The organism is Pseudomonas sp. WS 5532, from assembly GCF_012985445.1.
Taxonomy (GTDB): Bacteria; Pseudomonadota; Gammaproteobacteria; order Pseudomonadales; family Pseudomonadaceae; genus Aquipseudomonas; species Aquipseudomonas edaphica.
The window spans coordinates 451344-467846 of the sequence record NZ_JAAQWK010000002.1 but is presented as its reverse complement, the minus strand read 5'-3'; the positions used below and the strand labels follow the sequence as shown (position 1 = coordinate 467846).

At 62.8% G+C, this 16503-nt stretch carries 13 protein-coding genes; 7 read left to right on the top strand and 6 right to left on the bottom strand.

What is annotated here, in order from left to right:
- Nucleotides 1–361: 361 nt before the first annotated feature.
- The 6 genes from HBO23_RS05755 to pilG all read right to left on the bottom strand — a co-directional run bounded on the left by HBO23_RS05755 (nt 362) and on the right by pilG (nt 10193).
- Nucleotides 362–817 (bottom strand): chemotaxis protein CheW, encoded by a 456-nt coding sequence (locus tag HBO23_RS05755; RefSeq protein WP_017139437.1) that lies wholly within the window; start codon nt 815–817, stop codon nt 362–364.
- A complete protein-coding gene (locus HBO23_RS05750) occupies nt 810–6629 on the bottom strand; it encodes an Hpt domain-containing protein (RefSeq protein WP_170036807.1) in 5820 nt (1939 codons plus the stop codon). Before HBO23_RS05750 ends, HBO23_RS05755 begins: the two co-directional genes overlap by 8 nt.
- A 159-nt stretch (nt 6630–6788) precedes the next feature.
- Nucleotides 6789–8840, bottom strand: a complete 2052-nt coding sequence (locus HBO23_RS05745) for a methyl-accepting chemotaxis protein (RefSeq protein WP_017139440.1) — start codon at nt 8838–8840, stop codon at nt 6789–6791.
- The gene (locus HBO23_RS05740; RefSeq protein WP_017139441.1) at nt 8837–9361 is read right to left on the bottom strand and encodes a chemotaxis protein CheW; all 525 of its coding nucleotides are present in this window, start codon (nt 9359–9361) and stop codon (nt 8837–8839) included. The genes HBO23_RS05745 and HBO23_RS05740 overlap by 4 nt, the downstream gene beginning before the upstream one ends.
- A 12-nt stretch (nt 9362–9373) precedes the next feature.
- A complete protein-coding gene (gene pilH, locus HBO23_RS05735) occupies nt 9374–9739 on the bottom strand; it encodes a twitching motility response regulator PilH (RefSeq protein WP_017139442.1) in 366 nt (121 codons plus the stop codon).
- Between the two features lie 46 nt (nt 9740–9785).
- Nucleotides 9786–10193 (bottom strand): twitching motility response regulator PilG, encoded by a 408-nt coding sequence (gene pilG / locus HBO23_RS05730; RefSeq protein WP_010564379.1) that lies wholly within the window; start codon nt 10191–10193, stop codon nt 9786–9788.
- 239 nt (nt 10194–10432) lie between these two features.
- Here pilG and gshB point away from each other — a divergent pair, with 239 nt between their 5' ends.
- The 7 genes from gshB to HBO23_RS05695 all read left to right on the top strand — a co-directional run bounded on the left by gshB (nt 10433) and on the right by HBO23_RS05695 (nt 16441).
- Nucleotides 10433–11386, top strand: coding sequence for a glutathione synthase (gene gshB / locus HBO23_RS05725; RefSeq protein WP_099550340.1), 954 nt, complete (start codon nt 10433–10435; stop codon nt 11384–11386).
- Between the two features lie 77 nt (nt 11387–11463).
- A complete protein-coding gene (locus tag HBO23_RS05720; protein WP_017139444.1) occupies nt 11464–12369 on the top strand; it encodes an energy transducer TonB in 906 nt (301 codons plus the stop codon).
- 179 nt (nt 12370–12548) lie between these two features.
- Nucleotides 12549–13118, top strand: coding sequence for a YqgE/AlgH family protein (locus HBO23_RS05715; protein WP_017139445.1), 570 nt, complete (start codon nt 12549–12551; stop codon nt 13116–13118).
- On the top strand, nt 13118–13555 hold the full coding sequence (ruvX, locus tag HBO23_RS05710) for a Holliday junction resolvase RuvX (RefSeq protein WP_003195067.1): 438 nt from the start codon (nt 13118–13120) through the stop codon (nt 13553–13555). Before HBO23_RS05715 ends, ruvX begins: the two co-directional genes overlap by 1 nt.
- A gap of 82 nt (nt 13556–13637) precedes the next feature.
- Nucleotides 13638–14144, top strand: coding sequence for a bifunctional pyr operon transcriptional regulator/uracil phosphoribosyltransferase PyrR (pyrR, locus tag HBO23_RS05705; RefSeq protein WP_170036805.1), 507 nt, complete (start codon nt 13638–13640; stop codon nt 14142–14144).
- A gap of 24 nt (nt 14145–14168) precedes the next feature.
- Nucleotides 14169–15173 carry an aspartate carbamoyltransferase catalytic subunit gene (locus HBO23_RS05700; RefSeq protein WP_056857699.1) on the top strand — a complete coding sequence of 335 codons (1005 nt, stop codon included), beginning with the start codon at nt 14169–14171 and terminating at the stop codon, nt 15171–15173.
- A complete protein-coding gene (locus HBO23_RS05695) occupies nt 15170–16441 on the top strand; it encodes a dihydroorotase (RefSeq protein WP_099550338.1) in 1272 nt (423 codons plus the stop codon). The genes HBO23_RS05700 and HBO23_RS05695 overlap by 4 nt, the downstream gene beginning before the upstream one ends.
- Nucleotides 16442–16503 lie beyond the last annotated feature (62 nt).

The following is a 16503-nucleotide window of genomic DNA, read 5'->3' as shown; positions in this document are numbered from 1 at the left end:
CGACCTGCGGCTACTTTCAGGCTGCCGCACAGAGCCCCTGTGGGAGCTGGCTTGCCTGCGATGGCGGTGGGTCAGCAATGAAGTTGTGGGCTGACAGTCTGCTATCGCAGGCAAGCCAGCTCCCACATGTGTTCGGTGATGCTAGTTAGATAGCGGTCCCCTTTTGGGACTACTCAGGCAGGGCTGACGTGTTCCAGTGCTCTGTCGACCAACAGCTGACTCAGCTCTGCCATTTGGATCGTTCCCACGCTCTGCGTGGGAATGCCGCCTGGGACGCTCCGCGTCCCGCCAGGCAGCACAAGACTCAAGACCAGCGTCACGGGATGCATGCCCACGCGGAGCGTGGGAACGATCATCGCCGTCAGGCCAGGCCGGACTCGACCAACAACGCTTCCAACCCCATCAAATCCGGCACCTTCGCCACGTGCTCGCCCACCTGCACGGCCGCGAGTTCCAGCGGGCAGAGTGGCACGTCCACGTAGCTCAATTCGCTGTCGAGCTTGTACGAGCGGGGAATGCCCTGGATCACCAGCGCAATAAACTTCAACGTCGGCCGCCCGCCCAGCGCATTCAGCACCACGATGCGCGAGCGCTCGGCGGTCAAGATCGCCTCGCCGCACACGGCTTCAAAGCTGATCAGGGGTATTTGCCGGTCACGCCAGGTCACTTGCCGCAGGTACCACGGCGGCGCATCGCTGGCCGGTTCGCCGCGCTGGAAGTCGATCAGCTCGGCCACGGCCACATTGGGCAGCAGCAGATGGCGGTCAGCCAAGGGCAACAACAGGCCAGTGAGTTGGCTGGTGCGGTGGTCAAGCATGGGACTTGCTCCAGTAGGCGATGCTTTCCAGCAGCACCGACTCCTGGTACGGCTTGCCGAGGTAGTCGTTGACGCCGATGGCCATGGCACGGTCGCGGTGTTTCTGGCCGGTGCGCGAGGTGATCATGATGATCGGCAGCCGCATCAGCCGTGGGTCGTTACGCACCTGAATCGCCACCTCGAAGCCGTCCATGCGCGGCATTTCGATGTCGAGCAGCATCAGGTCCGGGGTGTGCTCTTCGAGTACGGCGATGGCGTCGATGCCGTCTTTGGCGGTGAGCACGTTCATGCCGTTGCGCTCCAACAGGCGGCTGGTAACTTTGCGCACGGTGACCGAATCGTCCACCACCAGCACCAGCAGCGGGCGTTTTTTCAGCGGGTCGTTGAGGATCAGCGGCGCGTCAACCGCCTGGGCCGGCGACACGGGTTGACGTGCCCGGATGTGCGCAAGCAGATCGATGATCAGCACCACGCGGCCATCACCCAGGATGGTCGCGCCGGACAGCCCCTGCACGCCCGCGAACTGCGGCCCCAGGCCCTTCACTACAATCTCCCGAGTACCGGCCATGGCATCCACATGCACCGCCACGCGCCGCTCGTTGCATTGCACCAGCAGCACCGGCACGGGCTGGTATTGGCCGAGCAATTTCGGGCGGCTGACGGTATGCAGCAGGTCGCCAAGGTAGAACAACTCATAACGCTGGCCGCCATATTCATAGCGCGGCGGGTCTTGCTGATAGTGCCCAGCCAACTCGTGGGGCAGCACACGCACCACGCCTTCGATGGTGTTGAGCGGGATCGCATATTGATCGTCCGCGCACTGCACCATCAGCGCCCGGTTAACCGACACGGTAAACGGCAGGCGAATGCGAAAGTGCACGCCCGCACCGGGCGTGGAGTCAATCACCATCGAGCCGCCAAGCTGGCGCACTTCTTCGTGCACCACGTCCATGCCCACGCCGCGTCCGGATATCTGGGTGATCTTTTCCGCCGTCGAAAAGCCCGGCTGCAGGATGAACTGCAACACGTCACGGTCGCTGATCTCTTGATGGGGGTCGAGCAGGCCGCGCTTGATCGCCTTGCGCCGCACTGCGTCCAGCGGCACGCCGGCGCCGTCGTCGCGCATATCGAACACGATATCGCCGCCTTCGTGGGTCAGGTCCAAGGTGATACGACCCTTCTCCGGTTTGCCCGCCAGCACACGTGCTTCGCGCGACTCCAGGCCATGGTCGACGGCGTTGCGCAGCATGTGTTCCAACGGCGCGACCATGCGTTCGAGCACGTTGCGGTCCATCTCGCCTTCGGCATTGCCGACCACGAACTCCACGTCCTTGCCCAATTCCTCTGCCACCTGCCGCACGATGCGCTTGAGGCGCGGCAGCATGCGCTCAAACGGCACCATGCGCGTGCGCATCAGGCCTTCTTGCAACTCGGTGTTGATGCGCGCCTGTTGCTGCAACAGGTTGTGCGCATCCTGGTTGCGGCGGTCGAGGGTTTCCTTGAGGTCCAGCAGGTCGGAAGCGGACTCGGACAGCGCACGGGACAGTTGCTGCAACTGCGAATGGCGGTCCATTTCCAGCGGGTCAAACTCTTCATAACCCAGGCGCTCGGCCTCGGCTTGCTGGCGGCTGAGGATACGACCCTGGGTTTCGCTGTCGAGGCGGCGCAGTTGGTCGCGCATGCGCTCGATAGTGGTTTCGACCTCGCTGAGGGCCGTGCGCGCATCGTTGACCTGCTGCTCGATGCGCCCCCGGAAAATCGAGGTTTCACCGGCCAGGTTGACCAGGTCATCGAGCAAGTCGGCGGAGATTTTCACCATGTCCGCAGCCGGGTCCATAGCCGCTTCGGCCTTACCGGCGGGCAGTGCAACCGGCGCCAGCGGCTCATCGCTCGGGTGTACCAGGCTCTTGATCCGCTCGATCAGCTTGTCCACCGAGCCCACCGGTAAACCGTCTGCCACCGCGTCGATCATCTGCGCCAAGCGGTCGTGGCAACCTTGCAGCAGCGAAAACAGTTCCGGCGACGGCGCGAGCAAACCAGCGGACAGCCCTTCGTAGAGAAACTCCAGCTCATGGGCCAGATCGCCAATCGCCCCGATCTCGACCATGCGTGCACCGCCCTTGAGGGTGTGCAGGTCGCGCAGCAGGGTTTCCACTTCCTGGCGATTGTTCGGCTCGGCCTGCCAACGCACCAGCGCGCTGCCGGAGCTGTCGAGAATATCGGCGGCTTCTTCGAGGAAAATTTCCAGCAACTCGGGGTCGGCGGTCGCCACTTCGGGTGCTGTGGCCGCGGCTGCGGGCGTGCTGCTGTGGCGCAACTCGCGCAGTTGCGCGATCAAGTCGCTGGAGTCACTCAGCGGTTGCTGGTCTTGCAGTTGATCCAGTTGCAAGGCCAGCCGCTCGTGACTGGCCATCAACACTTGGGACAACTCGGTGGAGTAGCTGTAACGGCGGTCTACCAGGCCTTCGTAGAGGCCTTCCAGCTCATGGGCCAGGTCGCCAATCGGGCCGATTTCGGCCATGCGCGCGCCACCCTTGAGGGTGTGCAAGTCGCGCTGCAACGAAGACAACGGCGCTGCGCTGCCGGGCTCCAGCAGCCAACGTTTGAGCGACTGGCCGGCGCTGTCGAGGATGTCCACGGCTTCTTCGAGGAAAATCTCGACGATCTCATCGTCCATTGCCGTGTCCTGGTTCAACTGCGCCGTGGCCGCGCCCAATTCAGCGATGCTGAGGGCACGGCTGCCGTCGCTTTTGATCAGGCCGGTGGCCGACGGGTCGAGGGCTTCATCGAGCAATTCGCGCAGGGCCTGCACCCGCGCCGGCGCCGGGCTGATTTCCTGCCCCGCAGCCAACTGGTCGAGCATGTTGATCAGCGCGTCATGGGCCTGTTCGGCTTCTTGGAAAAACCGCTCGCTGACCGCCAGGCTGCTCTCCTCCACCGCCCCGTACAGGTCAAGCAAAGCTTCACAGAGTTCGTCGATGCTGTGCAGGTCGGCGATATGCGCGCCCTCGCCCAAGGTGGTCAACTCGTCCAGCAGTGCGGTGAGTTCCTGACGCTCACCGGGGTGCTGCTGCCAGCGGCGCAACAGGCTTTCGGCGTCGAGCAGAATGTCCATGCCTTGGGCCAGGAAGTTGGCGATCAACTGCGGGTCGCGTTTGATACGCAGGCCCGTGTTCGGCGCGTCGAGCAAGGCTTGCAGTTGTTGGTCGAGCAGGCTTTGGGTGCGGCTGATCAGGTCCGGCGCGCCCTTGATTGGCACCAGCGGGTCACTGTCCAGTTGGTGCAGGCCGCGCTGGAACAAGCCTTCGGCTTCCAGCAACAGCTCCACTTCGTCCAGGTCCAGCGGCAGGCGGTGAGCCTTGTATTCGCGGGTCAGGTGATCCAGCGGCCGCGCCAGTTCGGCAATCGGCAGCACACCGGCCATGTAGGCACTGCCTTTGAGGGTGTGCAGGGCACGTTGCAGCTCATCGCTGACTTGCAGCGGCACATGCTCGGCGGCCTGTTGCAGGAAGTGGTTGATGCTCTCCAGGTGGCTCTGGGCTTCGTTGCGGAAGATCTCCAGCAGCATTGGATCGTGCGGCTCGGCGGTGGCTGTTGCAGTGCCACTGGCTAGGGCATGGGCACGGGCGGCCAGGGCGTCAACTTCATCGCGCTGGTGTTGGTCGTCGGTGGCGAAGTCGGCGATCAATTCGGGCAGCAGGGCCACCGCTTCATCCAGTACGTGTTGCACATCGGAGCTGAGGGCCACGCTGCGTTCGAGCACGCGATTGAGCAGGTTTTCCACCGCCCAGGCCAGTTCGGCCAGCACCAGGGCACGGACCATGCGGCCGCTGCCTTTGAGCGTGTGAAAAGCCCGGCGCATTTCGCCTTGAGCAGTTTTGTCGGCGCTGTTGGGCAGGTTCCGGTGCAGCACGTCGAGGACTTCGTCGGTTTCTTCGAGGAAGACTTCGCGCAGCTCATCGTCGATAGGTTCTTCATCGGCCGGCGGCGGCAGCAAACTGCCGGGGCGATGCAGCGCCGGCGGGTTCAGGCGCGTGATCGGGCTGGCCAAGGCATCGAACTGGGACTGGCTCGGCGTGCTGTCGGCCGACAATGCGCCATCCGGCGCAACCAGCGCCTGACGCCAGGGCTTTTCGGCGGGCAGGTAACCGAGCGCGGCCAAGCCTTGGGTGGCCAGTTCCAGCACGCGTTCACCAGCGGCGTCAGGGTCCTGGAGCATGCGTTCCAGGTAATACTCAAGGCTGCTGATCACGTCGGCGAAATGCGCCAACTGCGCCTGGGTCGGCGGCGCGTCGTTGACCATCAACTGTTCGTCGACGTAATCGGTGCAACCCCGCATCAGGCTCGCTGCGCGTGGCAGTGGAATCATCGCCAAGGCGCCGCGCACCTGGCTGAGCAGCTCCGGCAGGGATTCCAGGCGTTGGCGGTCCCAGTCGGCTTCAATGCAGTCGATCACCAGCTCTTTGGCTTGGCGCAGGCATTGGCAGGACTCGCGGATCACCAGTTGATGAATCTGCGTCAGGTCGGTGGTGGGCAGGCGGCTTTCTTCGCGGCTTTCCGGTTCGACGGTGCCGACCATGCCGGCCAGCGTGGCCTCGACGTAGAGCAAGGCGCCGGCGACGTCCATCAGTACGGCGTCGTTGGGTTCGCGGTGACCTTGCACCAGGCTCAACACCACGGCGAGCTGGTCGATGATCACCTTGCGCGGCTGGCCGAAGCCCAGCACGGCCAAGGTATCGGCGATCTGCCGCAATGGCGCCAGCAGCGCATCCAGGTCGTCGGTGTGTTGGCGGTCGCTGCGCACGAACAAGTCGAGGCGCTCCTTGACCCGCACCAGTTCCTCACACAATGCGCCAAGCACCGACCCCATGGCATTGCGATCCGGTCCCGCCAGCCGCGCCCGTTCGGCATCGACCACGGCACTGTCGGGCAAGGCCTCATCCAGGCCGTAGCGTTCCTTGAGACTTTGCATGCGCGGCGTCGGACGAGTGACCTTGGCCACATAAAACAGCAGGCTCTTGAGCAGTTCGTCGGGCGCCGGCTGGTTGATACCGCCGATGCCCTGGGCCAGCAGGCGCTTGAGTTGCTTGTCGCTGGCCTTGAGCAGGCTGCGCAGCGCCGGGCTGTTGGCGATCACGCCGGTGAGCATGCCTTCGACCAGCGCCGAGGTGACTTGCCACAACGGCAACAGCGGCGCGCCCTGGCACAGCGCTTCGAGGCGCGCAAACACCCGCGCCATGTCTTCCAGGTTGCTCGGGCCATGGTCTTCGCGCAGCAGGCCGGCCAAGGCTTGTTGGAGCAATTTGTGCCACTGGTGCAATTGTTCGTGCAGTTCTGGCACTGCGCGCTGGGCCAGGGCTTCGTCGGGCAACGGTGCAATCGACAGCAGTTGCGGGCTGAACAGACTGGTTTCCGACAACAGGCTTTCGCCGCGGGCGCTGCGCAGGTCGTTGAGCAGCGGCAACACCACCAACGGCAGGTCGCGGCGGGCGCTGTGTACGCGGTCCAGATACAACGGCAATTGGCTGAGGGCCTGTTGCAGCAGGCGGATGCTTTCATCGCGCTGGCCGACGCGCTCGGCTTGCAGGGCCAGGGTCAATTCTTCGATTTCTTCGGCGAGCAACGCCGCACCGTAGAACTCGACCATTTGCAGCGCGCCATGCACTTGGTGGATGGCGGCCAGGCACTCGGCGATGGCGTCGCTGTCGTGGGTTTCGACAAACGCATCCAGCGCCGAACGGGCCTGCTTCAGGGTTTCGGCAATGTCGCCCTTGACCCATTCAAGGGCCACGTAGTCGTGCCGATCAACCATAACTGCTCCGCTTAAAATTTATGAGTTGCTGGTGTTGCCAAGAACAATCGAGATCACCTGTGGGAGCTGGCTTGCCTGCGATGGCGGACTGTCAGGTGATACCTGTGCAACTGACCCACCGCTATCGCAGGCAAGCCAGCTCCCACATCAGATAGCATTTCAATCATCGGCCTGTTTAGGCGGCGGCAGGGTGAAACCCGACACCGACCGGCGCAACTGGCTGGCCATTTTTGCCAAATTGCCGATGCTTTCCGCCGTGGCCGTGGAACCCGACGACGTCTGCGTGGTGATCTGCTGAATCACATTCATCGTCAGCGAAATCTGCCCCGCCGATGAGGTCTGTTGCTGCGCCGCATTGGAGATGCTCTGAATCAACGCCGCCAGGGTTTTCGACACGCCTTCGATCTCTTCCAGCGCCACCCCGGCGTCCTGGGCCAGCCGCGCGCCGCGCACCACTTCGGTGGTGGTCTGCTCCATGGAGATAACCGCTTCGTTGGTGTCGGCCTGAATCGCCCGCACCAGGGTTTCGATTTGCCGGGTGGCGGCGGATGAGCGCTCGGCCAGCCGCTGTACTTCGTCGGCCACCACCGCAAAACCGCGCCCGGCGTCACCGGCCATGCTCGCCTGGATGGCGGCGTTGAGGGCGAGGATGTTGGTCTGGTCGGCAATGTCGTCGATCAGGCTGACGATATCGCCAATCTCCTGGGAAGACTCGCCCAGGCGTTTGATGCGCTTGGCGGTGTCCTGGATCTGTTCGCGGATGTTGTCCATGCCATGGATGGTGTTGTGCACCACCTCGTTGCCCTTGTTGGCGATTTCCACCGAGCGCTCCGCCACGGCCGAAGATTCGGCAGCGTTGGCCGACACTTGATCGATGGACTGGGCCATCTGGTTGATCGCCGTGGAAGCTTCGGCGATCTGCTGGGCTTGATGCTCCGAAGCCTGGGCCAGATGCATGGCGGTGGCCTGGGTGTCCTGCACCGCACCGGCCACTTGCCCGGCGGTGAGGTTGATGGTGGCGACCAGATCGCGCAGTTGGTCGACGGAGTAGTTGATGGAGTCGGCGATGGTGCCGGTGAAGTCCTCGGTGACCGAGGCGGTCACGGTGAGGTCGCCATCGGCCAGGTCTTCGATTTCATCGAGCAGGCGCATGATCGCGTTCTGATTGCGCTCGTTCTTCTCGGCGGTTTCATGCAGTTGGCGGTTGGTTTCGCGCACCATCACCAGGCCGATCAGAATGATCGAGGCCAGTGCCAGCAAACCCAGCACGTAGCCACCAATGGTGTCGAAACTTCGCCCGCTGGCGAGGTTTTCAAAACCGGTGGCCAGGTGCGAGGCCTCATCGAGCAGGGTTTGCGACAGGTTGAAGATATTGCTCGCCGAGGCCCGTACCTGGAACAGCTGCGGCGAGGTTTCGAGGATTTCATCCACGGAGCCGGAGACAAACTCGAACAGCTCCGAAATTTCCGCCAGCCGCGCGCGCGCGTCATGGTCTTCGACCTGGGTAATGCGCAAGCCCGGATTGCCATTGAGCATGCCGTTGAGCACCACACCGAAGCGGCTGGCATCGCGGCCAAAGGCATCGGCGGCTTGCACGGCGGTTTCGTCGCCCGCCAGCACGGTGTTGACCGCGCCGAGAATACGTTCGGCCAACAGCGATTGGCGTTGAGCCAACGCTACCTGGCTGGCCGGTGCGCCACGTTGCAGCAGGATATCGACGACCTTTTCCGATTCCATCTGCAATTGCGGCACGGTTTCGGCGAGGGTCGCGGCCACTTGATGCAGGGACAACACGGTTTGTTCGCTGGCGAGGATCGCGTCGGTGTTTTTCAGCAGCGCTTCCCAGTCGGTCTGCACCGCGCGCATTTCCGCACGAACCGCACTGGGCGCGGCGGGCAGACCGGTTTCGGTATCACCTTTTTTCAGGTAGCCCCAGCGCTGGGCAAAGTCGTTGCGCGCATCGCCCAGCAATTTGAACGCGGCGGCCTTGCCGGCAGCGGCCTCGGTGGCGTTTTTGGCGATGCGTTGGGACAGCACACGCAGCTCACCGGCGTGGCCGATGTACTGCTTGTCATAGGTGGACTGAGTGTTGAGGTACGCGAAGTTGGCGAACAACAGCATGATGAACACGATCAGCGCAATAAACAGCACGATGATCTGTGAGCGGCTGCGCGATGCGGCCTGGGGTTTGGGCGTGGTGACGGTGGTCATGCGGCAACATCCATGAAGCCTGGGGCCTGGGCCAGAGCGAAGGGGCTGAAGACCTGCCACAGCGGGTCGCCGTCGAACTGGCCGAGGATAAACGGCGCGCCGGGTGCGGCGCTGGTCAACAAAGCGTCTTGTGCGAAATGCTGCATGCCCACCACCTCGTCTACCAGCAGCCCGACAAACAGGTCGTTGTACTCGACCACCAGCACCCGCCGTTGCTTGCGTGCCTTGGACAATTCAAGGCCAAGAAAGCCGCCCAAGTCCATTACCGGCAGCAAACGCCCACGCAGGTTGGCCACGCCCTTGACCCACGGTTTGACACCGGGCATCAAGGTGCAACGCGGCTCATGCAGCACTTCGGCGACTTCGCCCATCGGCGCCACGTACCAGTGTGGCCCCAGGCGAAAGCCGATCCCGCTCCAGCGTTGCAGGCGAGCTTCCTGGGACGGCAGGTCGGCGGCCAGCAGGCGGCAGCGGCGGTCGATGTCCAGCAGCAGCTCGAAGGCGGTTTGCGACTCGGTCATGATCGCGAGCCTTTAGCCGGCCAGTACCTTGTTCAAGGTGGCGATCAGGGTGTCTTCGTCCACAGGCTTGGTCAGGTAATCCTTGGCACCCTGGCGCGCGCCCCAGATTTTGTCGGTTTCCTGATCCTTGGTGGTGATGATGATGATCGGAATGCCGTTGGTTTCCGGCTCCTTGGACAGTTGGCGGGTAGCCTGGAAGCCGTTGAGGCCCGGCATCACGATGTCCATCAGCACGGCGTCGGGTTTTTCCTGGCGGGCCAGGGCCACGCCGTCCGCGCCGTTTTCGGCCTTGAGCACCACGTGGCCGTGCTTTTCCAGCATGCCGGTGAGTTTGTACATTTCAGTCGGCGAATCGTCGACGATCAGAACGCGTGCCATGGTTTTCCCCACTACATTGGTCGGCGCCGGCCCTTGTGAGGCGGCGTCAGTGTGCTTGTTCTACTGCGGCAAACCCAGGCACGTAAGCCTTGATTGCGCCCAGCAGTTCTTCCTTGCTGAAAGGCTTGGTCAAAAACTGATCGACACCAACGATGCGCCCCTTGGCCTTGTCGAACAGGCCGTCTTTAGAAGACAGCATGATCACCGGGATCGACTTGAACGCCGGGTTGTTCTTCACCAGGGCGCAGGTCTGATAGCCATCCAGGCGCGGCATCATGATGTCGACAAAGATAATGTGCGGGTGATGATCAACAATCCGGGCCAGGGCATCGAAACCGTCGATAGCCGTGATCACATCGCAGCCCACGTTCTTCAACAGCGTCTCGGCGGTGCGGCGGATCGTTTTTGAATCATCGATCACCATCACTCTCAAGGCGTTGGAATGCTGTTCCATATCTGCTCTACCATCGCCACAGCGAATCGGTTTTCGGTGTGTACTGCCTGATGTTGCACAGGATGAGCGCCGCAAGCCTTGGAATTCAAGGGCTGCTGCGCCGTGGCAGTCTTTTTAGCACAGTCTCCGGGCGCAATCTATCGAGCAACCGGCCAGGTGGTTTTTCCTTGACCCACAACAGCCGCAGCGCCACTCTGACGCCACTTTTATGCGCCCTAATTTGCTAGAGGAAATCCCCCATGAGCGTTCGCGTCGGCATTGTCATGGACCCTATCGCCAGCATTTCCTATAAAAAGGACAGCTCGCTGGCCATGCTCCTGGCCGCCCAGGCCCGCGGCTGGACCCTGTTCTATATGGAGCAGCGCGATCTTTACCAGGGCGACGGCGAGGCCCGCGCGCGCATGCGCCCGCTGCAGGTGTTTGCCAACCCTGAGAAGTGGTTTGAGCTGGCGGACGAGATCGACAGCCCGTTGAGCGATCTGGACGTGATCCTGATGCGCAAGGACCCGCCGTTCGACATGGAATTCGTCTACTCCACTTACCTGCTGGAACAGGCCGAGCGCGCCGGCGTGCTGATCGTCAACAAGCCGCAGAGCCTGCGCGACTGCAATGAAAAGCTGTTCGCCACGCTGTTTCCGCAGTGCACGCCGCCGACCGTGGTCAGCCGCCGCGCCGACGTGCTGCGTGAATTCGCCGCCAAACACGGTGATGTGATCCTCAAACCGCTGGACGGCATGGGCGGCACGTCGATCTTCCGTCACCGCGCCGGTGACCCGAACCTGTCGGTGATCCTGGAAACCCTGACCGCGCTGGGCACCCAGCAGATCATGGGCCAGGCTTATATTCCGGCGATCAAGGATGGCGACAAGCGCATCCTGATGATCGACGGCGAACCGGTGGATTACTGCCTGGCGCGTATTCCGGCAGCCGGCGAGACCCGTGGCAACCTGGCGGCCGGTGGTCGCGGTGAAGCACGCCCGTTGTCGGACAAAGACCGTTGGATCGCCTCTCAGGTTGGCCCAACCCTGCGGGAAAAAGGCCTGCTATTTGTAGGACTAGACGTAATTGGTGAGAACCTCACCGAAATCAACGTCACCAGCCCGACCTGTATTCGCGAGATCGACAATGCATTTGGCACGAACATCGGCGAAATGCTGATGGCGGCCATTGAGCGCAAGCTACAAGCCAAGTGACATAGAACAGCCGGACATAAACCAACATTGCGTTATCATGCGCCACCTGTGAAACGCGCGATGTTGGTTTTTTTGTCATGACACTCCCGTCCGATCTGCCCTACGAACTCTCCCACAGCGGCGTGCGCCCGGCTGATCGGCTCGGATTTACCCTGTTCCTGGCCGCCTTGATCCACCTTGCCCTACTGCTCGGCCTGGGCTTCACCTACGTCGAGCCCAAGCAGATCAGCAAAACCCTGGAAATCACCCTCGCCACGTTCAAGAGCGAAAAGAAGCCCGAAAAGGCCGATTTTCTTGCCCAGGACAACCAGCAAGGCAGCGGCACCCTCGACAAGAAAGCCGTGCCCAAGACCACCGAAGTGGCGCCTTTCCAGGACAACAAGGTCAATAAAGTCACGCCCCCACCCGCCCCCAAGCCCGAGGTCAAGCAGGCCGCACCCAAGGCCGCCGTGACCACCGTTGCGCCCAAACCGCAAAAAGCTGCGACCCAGCGCGAGAAAGCCAAGACCGAACCTACGCCTGAGCCGGTGAAGCCTGCGCCGACGTTCGACAGTTCGCAGCTCTCTGACCAGATCTCCAGCCTCGAAGCGGAACTGGCCAATGAGCAACAGCTGTATGCCAAGCGCCCGCGCATCTACCGCCTGAATGCCGCGTCAACCATGCGCGACAAAGGCGCCTGGTATAAGGACGAGTGGCGCAAGAAGGTCGAGCGCATCGGTAACCTCAACTACCCGGATGAGGCGCGGCGTCAGCAGATTTACGGCAATTTGCGTCTTCTGGTGTCGATCAACCGCGACGGCTCGCTTTATGAAGTGCAGGTGCTGGAGTCCTCCGGCCAGCCACTGCTGGACCAGGCCGCCCAGCGCATCGTGCGCCTGGCTGCGCCTTTCGCGCCGTTTACCGGTGACTTGAACGACATCGACCGCCTGGAAATCATCCGCACCTGGAAGTTTGCCAGGGGCGATCGGCTGTCGAGCAACTGAGGATCGTTCCCCCTCGCCACAGGTACGAAGTACATCCTTTAATGCAGGATAAGGATCGTTCCCACGCTCTGCGTGGGAATGCATCTCAGGACGCTCCGCGTCCACTTTTAAGAGCGCGACGCGGAGTGATCACTAACTCCAGCTTGTCAGTTCGCCCCTCCAACGCCACACTAGTGGGCATGAAAAATGTCAGCCCGACCTACCTCAAGCACCAATTCCTGATCGCCATGCCCCATATGGCCGACCCGAACTTTGCGCAGACCTTGACCTACATCGTCGAGCACACGGCCAATGGTGCAATGGGGTTGGTGGTCAACCGCCCGCAAGAGCTGAACCTGGCCGATATCCTTGAGCAACTGCGCCCCGAGATCGACCCACCGGCGCGTTGCCAGGGCGTGCCGATCTACATCGGCGGGCCGGTGCAGACCGATCGTGGCTTTGTGCTGCACCCCACCGGGCCGAAGTTTCAGGCCACGGTAGACCTTGAAGGCGTGTCACTGTCGACCTCCCAGGACGTGTTGTTTGCCATCGCCGACGGCGTCGGCCCCGAGCAAAGCGTGATCACCCTCGGCTATGCCGGTTGGGAAGCCGGGCAACTGGAAGCCGAACTGGCCAGCAATGCCTGGCTGACCTGCCCGTTTGACGCCGACATCCTGTTCAACACCGCCAGTGAGCTGCGCCTGGAAGCAGCTGCCGCCAAGCTTCGGGTCAACCTCAGCCTGCTGACCAGCCAGGCGGGGCACGCCTGATGGCTTTGCGCTTGATCCTCGGTTTTGACTACGGCACCAAACAGATCGGCGTAGCGGTCGGCCAGGTGATTACCGGCCAGGCCCGCGAGCTGTGTACCTTGAAAGCCCAGAACGGCGTGCCGGACTGGAACCAGGTCGAAGCCCTCATTAAAGAGTGGAAGCCCGATGCTGTGGTGGTCGGCCTGCCGTTGAACATGGACGGCACCCCCAGCGACATGTGCCTGCGCGCGGAAAAATTCGCCCGCCGCCTCAATGGCCGCTACAACCTGCCCTTCTATACCCACGATGAACGCCTGACCACCTTTGAAGCCAAGGGTGAGCGCCGCGACCGTGGCGGGCAAAAAGGCAGCTACCGCGACAACCCCGTGGACGCCATCGCCGCCGCCCTGTTGTTGCAGGGTTGGCTGGATGAAAACACTGCTTTATTTGAATCCTGACTGACGCGGCTTGCCGCGTCTTTTTACGTTTGAGCCCGGACCTTGTGCGCACCTCGCTGCGCAAGGCCTAGAAGGAGCCACCATGAGCCTGCCCAATCCCACCGAACTGATCAGCCAGATGGCGACGAACCTCACCGCCCATCTGCAACACCGCGCCATCAGCGAGCCGCGTTTTATCGGCATCCGCACTGGTGGTGTGTGGGTGGCCCAGGCGCTACTGGAAGAGCTGGGCAGCGATTCGCCGCTGGGCACCCTGGACGTGTCCTTTTACCGCGACGACTTCAGCCAGAATGGCCTGCACCCGCAAGTGCAGCCCTCGGCGCTGCCGTTTGAGGTCGAAGGCCAGCATCTGGTGCTGATCGACGACGTGCTGATGAGCGGCCGCACCATCCGCGCCGCCCTTAACGAGCTGTTCGACTACGGCCGCCCGGCCAGTGTGACCCTCGTATGCCTGCTGGACCTGGACGCCGGCGAATTGCCGATCAGCCCGGACGTGGTTGGCGCAACGCTGTCGCTGCAAGCCCATCAACGGGTAAAATTGTCCGGTCCCACGCCGCTCGAACTCGAACTGCAAGACCTTGCCCTTTAAACCGCCTTGTACAGAGTCCCCGCGATGACGCCTCTAGATGCCAAGCGCCCGCTGCAGCTCAATGCTCAGGGCCAGTTGCAACACTTCTTGTCCCTCGACGGTTTGCCCCGCGAACTGCTCACCGAAATCCTCGACACCGCCGACTCGTTCCTCGAAGTCGGTGGCCGGGCGGTGAAGAAAGTCCCGCTGCTGCGTGGCAAAACCATCTGCAATGTGTTCTTCGAAAACTCCACGCGCACCCGCACCACCTTTGAACTGGCGGCCCAGCGGCTGTCGGCCGACGTGATCACGCTGAACGTGTCCACCTCGTCGGCGAGCAAGGGCGAAACCCTGCTCGACACCCTGCGCAACCTGGAAGCCATGGCCGCCGACATGTTCGTGGTACGCCACGGCGACTCCGGCGCCGCGCATTTCATCGCCGAGCATGTGTGCCCGCAGGTGGCAATCATCAACGGCGGCGACGGCCGCCACGCCCACCCGACCCAGGGCATGCTGGACATGCTCACTATTCGTCGGCACAAGGGCAGCTTTGAAAACCTCTCGGTGGCCATCGTCGGCGACATCCTGCACTCGCGGGTGGCGCGCTCGAACATGCTGGCCCTGAAAACCCTCGGCTGCCCGGACATTCGCGTGATCGCGCCGAAAACCCTGCTGCCGATCGGCATCGAACAATACGGCGTGAAGGTCTACACCGACATGACCGAAGGCCTCAAGGATGTGGACGTGGTGATCATGCTGCGCCTGCAACGTGAGCGCATGTCCGGTGGCCTGCTGCCGAGCGAAGGCGAGTTCTACCGCCTGTTCGGGCTGACTACCGCGCGTTTGGCCGGCGCCAAGCCGGATGCCATCGTGATGCACCCAGGCCCGATCAACCGTGGCGTGGAGATTGAATCGGCGGTGGCCGATGGCCCGCAGTCGGTGATCCTCAACCAGGTGACTTATGGCATCGCCATCCGCATGGCCGTGTTGTCCATGGCCATGAGCGGGCAAACCGCGCAACGTCAATTCGAGCAGGAGAACGCCCAGTGAAGCTCAGCATTCTAGGCGCTCGCGTTATCGATCCAGCCAGCGGGCTGGATCAAGTCACCGACCTTCACCTGGAAGCCGGCAAGCTCATCGCCATTGGCGCCGCGCCCGCCGGCTTCAGCGCCAGCCAGAGTATCGATGCCAACGGCCTGGTGGCCGCGCCTGGCCTGGTGGACCTGAACGTCGCCCTGCGCGAGCCGGGTTACAGCCGCAAAGGCAGCATCGCCAGCGAAACCCGTGCCGCTGCGGCCGGTGGCGTCACCAGCCTGTGCTGCCCGCCACACACCAAGCCGATCCTGGACACTTCGGCGGTGACCGAGTTGATCCTCGACCGCGCCCGTGAAGCCGGTAATTGCAAGGTGTTCCCCATCGGCGCCCTGAGCAAAGGCCTGGAAGGCGAACAACTTGCCGAGCTGATCGCCCTGCGTGACGCCGGTTGCGTGGCGTTCGGCAATGGCCTGGAGAGTTTTCGCAGCACCCGCACGCTGTGCCGTGCGCTGGAATATGCGGCCACGTTCGATCTGACCGTGATCTTCCACTCCCAGGACCGCGACCTGGCCGAAGGTGGCCTGGCTCATGAAGGCGCCGTGGCCAGCTTCCTCGGCCTGCCGGGCATTCCGGAAACTGCCGAGACCGTGGCCCTGGCCCGTGACCTGTTGTTGGTGGAACAAAGCGGCGTGCGCGCGCACTTCAGTCAGCTCACCAGCGCACGCGGTGTGGCCTTGATCGCTCAGGCCCAGGCACGTGGCCTGCCGGTGACGGCGGATGTGGCGTTGTATCAGCTGATTTTGACCGATGAGGCGCTGATCGACTTCTCCAGCCTGTATCACGTGCAGCCACCGCTGCGCACCCTGGCCGACCGTGAAGGTTTGCGGGCGGCGGTGAAGTCGGGTGTGGTTTCGGCGATTTCCAGCCATCACCAGCCCCACGAACGGGATGCCAAGCTGGCACCGTTTGGCGCAACAGAGCCGGGCATCAGCAGCGTAGAGCTGTTGTTGCCACTGGCGATGACGCTGGTGGAAGACGGCTTGCTGGACTTGCCGACACTGCTCGCCCGCCTGAGCGCTGGCCCTGCCGAGGCCCTACGCCTTCCGGCGGGCAAGTTGGCGGTGGGTTCGGCGGCGGATCTGGTGCTGTTTGACCCGGCCAGTTCCACGGTTGCCGGGGAACACTGGCTGTCCAAGGGCGAGAACTGCCCGTTCATCGGCCATAGCCTGCCGGCGACGGTGCGCTACACCTTGGTGGATGGGCGGATTACTTACCAGGCCTGATAGATCACACAGCTAGTGTAGGCACGGTCAATGTGGGAGCTGGCTTGCCTGCGATGCGGACA

Excerpts from the sequence above, each read along its gene's own strand:
- HBO23_RS05755 (WP_017139437.1), bottom strand. The coding sequence starts at position 817 with ATGCTTGACCACCGCACCAGCCAACTCACTGGCCTGTTGTTGCCCTTG.
- HBO23_RS05750 (WP_170036807.1), bottom strand. The coding sequence starts at position 6,629 with ATGGTTGATCGGCACGACTACGTGGCCCTTGAATGGGTCAAGGGCGAC.
- HBO23_RS05745 (WP_017139440.1), bottom strand. The coding sequence starts at position 8,840 with ATGACCACCGTCACCACGCCCAAACCCCAGGCCGCATCGCGCAGCCGC.
- HBO23_RS05740 (WP_017139441.1), bottom strand. The coding sequence starts at position 9,361 with ATGACCGAGTCGCAAACCGCCTTCGAGCTGCTGCTGGACATCGACCGC.
- pilH (WP_017139442.1), bottom strand. The coding sequence starts at position 9,739 with ATGGCACGCGTTCTGATCGTCGACGATTCGCCGACTGAAATGTACAAA.
- pilG (WP_010564379.1), bottom strand. The coding sequence starts at position 10,193 with ATGGAACAGCATTCCAACGCCTTGAGAGTGATGGTGATCGATGATTCA.
- gshB (WP_099550340.1), top strand. The coding sequence starts at position 10,433 with ATGAGCGTTCGCGTCGGCATTGTCATGGACCCTATCGCCAGCATTTCC.
- HBO23_RS05720 (WP_017139444.1), top strand. The coding sequence starts at position 11,464 with ATGACACTCCCGTCCGATCTGCCCTACGAACTCTCCCACAGCGGCGTG.
- HBO23_RS05715 (WP_017139445.1), top strand. The coding sequence starts at position 12,549 with ATGAAAAATGTCAGCCCGACCTACCTCAAGCACCAATTCCTGATCGCC.
- ruvX (WP_003195067.1), top strand. The coding sequence starts at position 13,118 with ATGGCTTTGCGCTTGATCCTCGGTTTTGACTACGGCACCAAACAGATC.
- pyrR (WP_170036805.1), top strand. The coding sequence starts at position 13,638 with ATGAGCCTGCCCAATCCCACCGAACTGATCAGCCAGATGGCGACGAAC.
- HBO23_RS05700 (WP_056857699.1), top strand. The coding sequence starts at position 14,169 with ATGACGCCTCTAGATGCCAAGCGCCCGCTGCAGCTCAATGCTCAGGGC.